The following is a 9,240-nucleotide window of genomic DNA, read 5'->3' as shown; positions in this document are numbered from 1 at the left end:
GTGATACAATAATAGATAACTAACTTGCAAAGGATGAAATACCCATGCCGGTTTATAATAAACTTGTTCGTGATCTTATTCCCCAGGTGATCAAAGCGAATGGTAAGGAATGTCGCACGCGTATATTGGATGAAGAAGAGTATAAAAAAGAGCTGGTCATAAAGCTTAGGGAAGAGTCGGAGGAATACTTCACTGCTCAAGGCCCAAAAGAATCATTAGAAGAACTTGCAGATATGCTTGAGATCATTCGGGCGTTGGCCACCATTCATGGTGCAACGTGGGAACAACTTGAAGCCCTGAGAGAGAAGAAGGCAGAAGCACGTGGCGGTTTTCAGGAGCGGGTGTATTTAATCGATGTCGACGACAACGCTTAATGTCAAACTCATTACAGAAAATTTAGCTGACGAGCTCATTGCTGGTATGCAGAATGCATCCGGTATCTATATCATGACTTCCTTTGTAATGCAGTCGGGGGTGCGCTTATTGGCGCCCCATCTGAAAGGTGCGATAGAACGGGGAGCTGAAGTTAAGGTTCTGGCTGGTGATTATCTTTTTGTTACGCAGCCGGAAGGCCTGCAGGCATTACTCGATATTGATACACGGCTAGAGGCACGGTTATGGCGAAGTATGGGAACGTCCTTTCACCCTAAGGCCTATTTATTTGACTATGAGAACGGTGAAGGATTGCTAATCGTCGGTTCCTCTAATTTTTCCATGTCGGCCATGAGAATGGGGATGGAATGGAACCTAGCGATGAATGCAAAAGCTGAGCCTTATACCTTCCAAATCGCTTTGGACAAGTTTATGCAGAACTTCTATCACGATTCTACATTGCCGTTAAATGAGCATACCATTGCTATCTATGAAGAGGAGTATCGAACCTGTCATCGTAAAAATCCGGAGTTAAATCGCATGATTACAGAGATGGAAGAGGATGAGTACCGCACCGAAAATACGGGCAATCCTGTAGAAAAAACGGTTTTGGACGGCGAACAAACCCCTATCCATCCTAGGTTTGCTCAAATCGATGCACTGGATGCATTAGATAGAACGTTAGAAGAGGAATATGACAAAGCCATGGTTGTCATGGCGACGGGACTTGGAAAAACATATCTTGCCGGCTTTTTTGCTCAGCGCTTTAAGCGAGTGCTATTTGTAGCGCATCGTGAAGAAATTCTTTTTCAAGCGAAACGATCATTCCAGCGCATCATGCGGGACAAAACCTTCGGTATCTATAACGGAGTCATGAAAGAGGGAAACGCTGACTGTGTGTTTGCTTCGATTTACACACTTGGGATGAAGAAACACCGTGAATCCTTTGCGCAGGACCAGTTTGATCTTATCGTGGTAGATGAATTCCATCATGCCGCCGCGGCGTCGTATCAATCGGTCATCCAATATTTTAAACCGAAGTTTTTACTTGGCATCACGGCAACACCAGATCGAATGGACGGCAAAGATGTCTATGCCCTTTGTGACGGTAATGTCGCCTACCAGATTCATTTTATTGAGGCCATCCGTCGTGGCTGGTTGTCCCCTTTCCGATATTTTGGTGTTTATGATGATACCGATTATTCATCCATTAGGTGGCTTGGAACGCACTATGATGATGAACAGCTGACTGCGGCGCAGCTAAAACAAACAATGGCCGACAAGATCTACGCTGCCTGGACTGAGCATAAGGAAACACGAACGATTGGTTTTTGCTCGTCCATTCGGCAGGCTGATTTTTTGGCAGGCTATTTTCAAGACAGGGGAGTATCGGCAGTTAGTCTTCACTCTGGAACAGTAGGAATTACACGGGAAGAGGCGATAACACGATTAGCCAGAGGAAATTTAGAGGTCATATTTACGGTCGATTTGTTTAATGAGGGTGTAGATATTCCTAGTGTAGATACCTTGCTTTTCGTCCGTCCAACGGAATCATTAACGGTGTTCACACAACAAGTTGGTCGGGGGCTGCGATTGTCAGAGCAGAAGTCGCATTGTACGGTCATTGACTTAATTGGAAATTACCGAAATGCAGATGTGAAGCTTCGATTATTTGCAAGTGAAGGGGAAGCAAAGGGAACAGCAAAGGAATCTGTTATTCCATCTGTACCGGTCGGATGTGAGCTTAATCTGGAGACGGCAGTTATCAATCTGCTCGATGAGTTAAGCCGTAAGAAGCTGCCACATCGTGAGCGTTTGCATCGTTCCTTCCTTGATCTACAGAATGAGCTCGGACGAATCCCTACTTATTTAGAGCTTCACCTTTATGGCAGATCCAACAGCTGGGAATATCGGAATGAATTCGGTTCTTACGTTGGTTTTCTTGGGTGGGCCGAATGCTTAACGAAGGAAGAAGAGGAAGTATATTATAGATATGAAGCTTGGATCCGTGATGTCGAGAAGACGGTCATGACCAAAAGCTATAAAATGATTGTTCTCCTTTATATGCTCGAACGAGGACCGGAACATTGGGCGGAGTCTGTTACCTCTAAGGAGGTAGCGTCGTTCTTTCACGGTTACCTTATGGAAAAGGAGTACCGGAGGAGAATCGACTTCTCAGATAAGGATTCGAGAAAGCTCTGGGAGTATAATGAGACCGGAGTTAGCCAGCTTATTGAACGTATGCCAATGACGAAATGGGGTTCTGCTAAAGGGAGTATGACCCGCTTCGAGGATGGGGTGTTTAGTCTAAGAAATGAGCCCGCCCCCGAGCACCGTTCTATCCTGTACCGCTGGACAAAAGAAATTTGCCTTTATAGGCTGCATCATCACTTTGAACGTAAAGAGCAAAAGCAAGGACCCCTTCAGTAATGACGGGGTCTTCATGTATAAATGGTTTGACATTACTTGCATGAGTCAAAAACCGACAAAATTTGTATATTCATTCTTCATCTATAGTACTATAATAGTACTAGTATTAAGTACTAGGAGAGACAGAATATGGCTTACATGGTGCCGGAGACGATACCAAGAAATGCGACAACTGGAGAACGCATACTTTTTGAAAGTTTAAAGGAACATTTGCCAGGCGACTATATTATCTATTACGAACCGGAGATTCGCGGAAGAAGACCGGATTTTGTCATTATTGGCCCAGATCTTGGACTTGTTATCCTTGAGGTTAAAGATTATACCAAAGCAACGTTATATCAAATTAATCACGATGAATGGACATTACGGAATACTGCTGGGGAATTAATAACTACGAAGAGCCCCTTGAAGCAAGCCAGGGATAATGCGAGATTAATCCAAGATCAACTAAAAAAAGATAAAAGTCTTGTTCAAGAGAATGGCTCCTATTTAAAATTCCCTTATGGATTTGGTACTGTTTTTACAAGATTAAAGCAGGAAGATTTTATTAAGCTTGATCTGTATCATGTGATAGAACCTCAATTTGTTTTATGTAGAGATGAAATTGATCCTAATGAAAAGGAATTCTCCCCAGAAACTCTAATAGAAAAGATACATGGAATGTTTACGGTATGGAACCAGAGGAAGAACATTTTAACGGAGGAAGATATTCAAGCTATACGGTTTCATCTTTTTCCCGAAGTTAGAATTAGTGCGGAATTTAAAGCACCTATCAGCCATCAAGATCAATTACTGCTCTCATTACACAACATCAAAACAATGGATCTTCATCAAGAGAATATAGCTAAGCAAATTGGGGATAAACATCGGCTTATTCGTGGCGTTGCAGGAAGTGGTAAAACACTTGTTCTTGCTAGTCGAGTAAAGATGTTAGCCAAGGCACACCGAATGGAAAATCCTTGTTTTATGTTATGGAATCCCACTATCAAGAAGTCTTAAGCAACTGATTCATCAAAAGATAGATGAGCCCGATGATTTGTTAGATCTAATCAATATAGAGTCCAAAAGTCATCATAAAGACTCAAATATTGAAGTATATAATTTTCATGAATGGCTCAAAAATAGACTAAACATGAAAGACACGGAAATTCCTAACTTACTAGAAAAATTAAATAATAAGGAAGCAATCGTACCTTCATATGATGCAATCATGATTGATGAAGGGCAGGATTTTGAGCCAGAATGGTTAAAGCTAGTGAGCGAATGTTTAAATCCAGCCACGCAATCGTTACTTCTGGTAGAAGATCGAGCACAGTCAATTTTTAAAAGAAAAACAAGCCTGGCACAGGATATTGGACTAGATTTCAGAGGAAGGTCCAAAGTTTTATCAATAAATTACCGTAACACGGCACAAATTGTACAATTTGCTTGGGATTTCTATCAAGAACATTCTCAGTTGAAGAATAAGGTTCAAGAGGGATCCGTTGAGGGCATAGAGATTATTCCTCCACAATCAACCCGAAGAAAAGGTCCTGAACCATTTATTAAAGGATTCCGAAATATCCAAGAGGAAATGAACTTCGTATCGAAATCGATTACGTTTCTACATCAACAAAAAAATATTCAACTACAAGATATCGCTATTCTATATAGGGTTAAAAACAGTCATCGTATATCTTACATCGATGAAATAAGAAATAGTCTGAAAGAACATAATTTAGCATTTACATGGGTCACAGAAAGTTCTGAATCTAAGCGTAATTTTGTAAGAGATGAAAACACAATTAAGATATCCACCATAGACAGTGCTAAAGGTCTTGATTTTAGGGTTGTTTTTATAATTAATATAGAAAACATGCCATTTACACTTGAAGAAGTAGAAGAAAGGGAAGTTTCTCTCTTTTACATTGGAATGACTCGTGCATTAGAATGGCTGTTCTTAACCTATAGCGGGCAATCAAAATTTACTCAATACTTAGATAAAGTTATTAATGGTCGAAGCCTGCAGCCGTCAAATCACATTCAATCCGGATAACTAAATATCGCATGTACGCAGCACCCAAAGGGTGCTATTTTTCTTAGGAACTTTAAGCCGATAATTTCTGATATGTGTTAATTTACTCTCAAAAGTAGTTGCATATTAATATGCAAGTGAGTGAAGTAATTGGAAGAAGAGGTGCTTTATGAAGCAGGGGCTGTATGAACAAATTATCAATAATCTTACAAGGAAACAACTATCTGACCTGGATTCTTCCTTATATGACATTGGTGTAGAGTCACTTGATCCGGAGGAAGCACGCAAACAGTTGTCTAATTATTTAGCTGCAGTGACCCGAAGAGCTTTGAAAATGATTCGTGAACAAAATAGTGATGATGAAGATGCACTTCTTTTGCAGGTGCGGACTTGCAATGAACTTATTGCAACCCTTCGCAATACTCTAGGGAACGAGGAATTAAGGGAATGGCAGCTTGATGAACGGGGTGAGGTTTTAACCTACGTATATTCCAAGCTGAACCACATTCGTAGCATCAAGGATTCCAAGGTTAATAGACCTACAACTCCATTGTCACAAAGCTCATTATTTACAGGGTCTCATTCGGAGCCCAATATGATGAGTGAACTAAAAACGGAGATCGTAACCTCAGATCAGGTTGATTTATTGGTTTCCTTTATCAAATGGAGTGGGCTGCGCTGCCTAATGGAGCAGTTAGAGGAGTTCACATCAAATGGGGGCCGTTTACGTGTCATAACAACGACCTATATGGAAGCAACGGATTATAAGGCCGTCATTGAATTAAGCAAGCTACCGAACACAGAAATCAAAATCTCTTACGACACGGACCGTACACGATTACACGCAAAGGCGTACTTATTCAAAAGAGACACAGGCTTTACTACAGCCTACGTGGGGTCATCTAATCTATCAAATCCTGCTCTTACGAGCGGTTTGGAATGGAATGTAAAGGTTACAGAGAAGGATTCCTATGATGTACTTAAAAAAATAGAGGCGACCTTTGAGAGCTACTGGAATGATCGGGAATTTAAGAATTTCTCCATCTCGGATCAGGATCATCAATTACTGCTCAAGCAAGCACTTGGAAAAAAGAAGGGGCAGGAGAGCAGCCTATTTACCTTCCAATTTAGCATCACACCTTATGATTATCAGAAAGAAATTCTTGAGAAGTTAGAGGCTCAGAGAGTGATTTATGGAAGAACAAGAAATCTGCTAGTCGCTGCTACTGGTGTAGGGAAAACGGTTGTTTCTGCATTTGACTATAAGCGGTTTGCCGGTCGTAATCAGAGAGCAAGACTACTGTTCGTCGCCCATCGCGAGGAAATCCTTATGCAAAGTCTGGATACATTCCGGTTTATCTTGAAGGATCTGAATTTCGGAGAGCTTCATGTTGGGAGTAATCAAGCCGATTCCATTGATCACCTGTTTATTAGTATCCAAAGTTTTAACACACTAAAGCTGGCTGAAAAAACAACTCCAGATTTTTATGATTATATAATTGTTGATGAATTTCACCATGCCGCGGCGCCTTCCTATCAAAAGCTTTTGTCTTATTACCAGCCTCAGATATTATTAGGGTTAACAGCCACTCCTGAGCGGATGGATGGAAAGGATGTATTGCACTACTTTAATGATACCATCGCGGCAGAAATTCGCTTAACGGATGCGATTGATCGGAAATTGCTTTGTCCCTTTCATTATTTCGGTGTGACAGATAGTGTTGATTTATCCCAAGTCAAATGGACAAGGCGCGGTTACGACCTGAATGAGCTCGAGAATTTATACACCCATAATAAAATTCGGGCAAGTCAAATTATAAATAGCTTAAAGAAATATATAACAGATTTGGATGACATTAAAGCACTTGGATTTTGTGTGAGTGTGGATCATGCGCTCTATATGGCTAAAGTTTTCAATGAGTCGGGGATAGCCGCTATTGCATTGCATGGAAAGTCTAGCGATGAGGAGCGTAATTCTGCTAAGGGGAGATTAGTCTCAGGTGATGTCAAGGTGATCTTCGTTGTCGATCTGTACAATGAAGGGGTAGACATACCGGAGATCAACACGATTTTGTTCTTACGTCCTACAGAGAGCTTGACCGTATTCTTACAGCAGCTTGGCCGTGGGCTTCGCTTGGCAGACGGAAAAGAATGCTTAACGGTTCTTGATTTTATTGGACAAGCGCAAAAAGAATATAATTTCCAAGAGAAATTTAGAGCTATACTTGGCAAAACAAAGCATTCCGTTCAGCACTACGTCGAGCATGGGTTTTCGAGCCTACCACGCGGAAGCTTCATTCAGCTTGAGAAACAGGCCAAAGAGTACATCCTTAGAAATCTGAAGCAAACAACAATTAATCGAAAGAGCCTAGTTGGTAAGCTAAAATATTTTGCAGAAGATACTGGATTAAGCTTAACACTAGAAAATTTCATTCGATATCACGGATTGAGTCTTTATGATTTCTACGGTGGGCGTAATGGAAATCGAACATTCCGAGGGTTGATGGCTGAAGCGGGTTTAATCGAGCCATTTGAGTTTGAGAACAGGGAGTACCTGACAAAACGTATTCCGGCTTTATTAAGCATGAACTCTCGGAGACTTCTAGGTTTTTTAATCGAATATCTCGAGCAAGGAAAACCCGTGCAAACAGAAGAAGAGCGTCTGATGTTGAATATGTTTTACTATACCTTCTACCGATCTGAGCCCCAAAAACAAGGGTATCTGGACATAAATCATGCGGTTCAGTCTATTGTTTCCTGTAACACGTTTAAGGATGAGATCATTGAAATACTTAAATATAATTACGCACATATTAACTTTGTCGATAAAAGGAATGAATTCCCTTACGTATGTCCCTTAGATTTACACTGCACATATTCAACGGATCAAGTGCTGGCGGCCTTCGGCTTTTGGAATGAAGAGAAGGCTCCAGCTTTTCGTGAAGGAGTGAAGTATTTCGAGGATAAAGGAACGGATATTTTCTTTATTACACTAAATAAATCCGACAAAGACTTTTCTCCGTCGACTTTATATGAAGATTACGCCATCAATGAACGTCTTTTTCATTGGCAAACCCAGAGTCGCATTTCGGAAGAAACGAATACGGCTAAGCGATATATCCACCATAAACAAATGGGGAAAAGAATTGCGTTATTTGTCCGTGAATACAAGGAGGAGAATAACTACACTTCGCCTTTTGTTTTCTTAGGGGAAGCCGAGTATGTAAGGCACGAAGGAAATAAACCCATGAGTTTTGTTTGGAGATTGAAGGAAGAGATGCCGCCGGAACTGGTGCCAGTGGCAAATAAGGCAATTGGATAGGATGTGAAGGCGATGATTGAGGTAGCTGCGGCGATAATTGAAAACGAGCATGGGCAGATTCTAATAGCTAGACGTAAGAAAGGTAAAGCTCAAGAAGGCTTGTGGGAGTTCCCGGGTGGCAAGATAGAGAATAATGAAACCATTGAAGAATGTCTCAGGAGAGAGTTGTTAGAAGAAATGAACATTCAAATTCAACCGTATAAGCCGTTTGGTGTGAATGATCATTATTACGGTGAGACGCATATTCGGCTGCATGCACATAAGGCAAAATATGTGAGCGGGGATATCGTATTGGTTGACCATGACGAGTATAGGTGGATTTTCACTGAGAATCTGGGCGAATATGAATTTGCGCCAGCCGACATAAAATTCGTTGTAATTTTAACAAGTGAACCAAGGCAGTAGCCTTTTCATTGATTTGAAACAAAGGAATAGAAGAGGTTTTCCACGAAAAATCTTTCTTTTCTTGATTCCACTCCATGGCGCCCTTCAACTCTTGTGAAAGCTGGTCCATAATTTCGGACACGTTTAATCATCGTATGCAGTCATTTCAAATGGTCGGGATGGTCCTTGACATTGAATTTGATTGGTTGATGGTTATATTCTGTGAATTTAGACGTGCATTGATTATAGCTAGAAATATCATTATCACTCGATAATTTATGATGAGCGCGGCATAAGCATATGCATATTAATGGGAATGTGTCGAAATTGTTTTTTACATTCTCTAGTGAGAGAAAAGACCGGCCACAAGCAGGGCGTAACAATCTAGATTGCTGCTAGGATAAAGCGTAATCGGTGACTCGCGGAGTTAACAGATCCACAAGCCACCGAATAGTTTTAAGGTTCAGCGGAATGAATTGACAGTTTACAGTCGCTTACTTAAGCCTTGTCGTTGTTGTTGACGTCTTTCTTAGAAGAATCAACGTACTCTTGGTCGGGTGCGCTGGGTTCTTGGTGGATTTCGCGAACTTGACGGTACGCTACATATAATTCGCAGTATCTTATCAGCTCGTCCACTGTATTATCATGAACTTGCTGAATTGTATCTACGTTATTTATGATCCACTGGATGATATCAAGAAGAATATTCATTGGGGTA

General features: G+C 41.0%; 5 protein-coding genes and 1 pseudogene. 5 read left to right on the top strand and 1 reads right to left on the bottom strand.

All coding sequences use genetic code 11. The annotated features are described in order from the left end of the window. Positions 1 to 44 precede the first annotated feature (44 nt). The 5 genes and pseudogenes from JMF85_RS00025 to JMF85_RS00005 all read left to right on the top strand — a co-directional run bounded on the left by JMF85_RS00025 (position 45) and on the right by JMF85_RS00005 (position 8,543). A complete protein-coding gene (locus JMF85_RS00025; RefSeq protein WP_201317502.1) occupies positions 45 to 374 on the top strand; it encodes a nucleoside triphosphate pyrophosphohydrolase in 330 nt (109 codons plus the stop codon). Then, entirely contained in the window at positions 355 to 2,802 is a 2,448-nt protein-coding gene (locus tag JMF85_RS00020) for a DEAD/DEAH box helicase family protein (protein ID WP_201317501.1), read from the top strand. Before JMF85_RS00025 ends, JMF85_RS00020 begins: the two co-directional genes overlap by 20 nt. Before the next feature lie 129 nt (positions 2,803 to 2,931). After that, positions 2,932 to 4,837, top strand: a pseudogene (locus JMF85_RS00015) (3'-5' exonuclease). Positions 4,838 to 4,985: 148 nt separating this feature from the next. Beyond that, the gene (locus tag JMF85_RS00010) at positions 4,986 to 8,138 is read left to right on the top strand and encodes a DEAD/DEAH box helicase (protein WP_201317500.1); all 3,153 of its coding nucleotides are present in this window, start codon (positions 4,986 to 4,988) and stop codon (positions 8,136 to 8,138) included. A gap of 12 nt (positions 8,139 to 8,150) precedes the next feature. Further along, a complete protein-coding gene (locus JMF85_RS00005) occupies positions 8,151 to 8,543 on the top strand; it encodes a (deoxy)nucleoside triphosphate pyrophosphohydrolase (RefSeq protein ID WP_201317499.1) in 393 nt (130 codons plus the stop codon). Between the two features lie 477 nt (positions 8,544 to 9,020). Here JMF85_RS00005 and JMF85_RS27880 read toward each other — a convergent pair. Continuing rightward, a partial coding sequence (locus JMF85_RS27880) for a hypothetical protein (protein WP_236595678.1) occupies positions 9,021 to 9,240 on the bottom strand: 220 nt, incomplete at its 5' end.

The organism is Paenibacillus sp. EPM92 (assembly GCF_016586185.1).
Lineage (GTDB): Bacteria > Bacillota > Bacilli > Paenibacillales > NBRC-103111 > Paenibacillus_G > Paenibacillus_G validus.
This window is presented reverse-complemented; position numbering and strand designations above follow the sequence as displayed.

Bases quoted from the DNA above. Each gene is read 5' to 3' on its own strand.
- JMF85_RS00020 (WP_201317501.1), top strand. From the start codon at position 355: ATGTCGACGACAACGCTTAATGTCAAACTCATTACAGAAAATTTAGCT.
- JMF85_RS00005 (WP_201317499.1), top strand. From the start codon at position 8,151: ATGATTGAGGTAGCTGCGGCGATAATTGAAAACGAGCATGGGCAGATT.
- JMF85_RS00010 (WP_201317500.1), top strand. From the start codon at position 4,986: ATGAAGCAGGGGCTGTATGAACAAATTATCAATAATCTTACAAGGAAA.
- JMF85_RS00025 (WP_201317502.1), top strand. From the start codon at position 45: ATGCCGGTTTATAATAAACTTGTTCGTGATCTTATTCCCCAGGTGATC.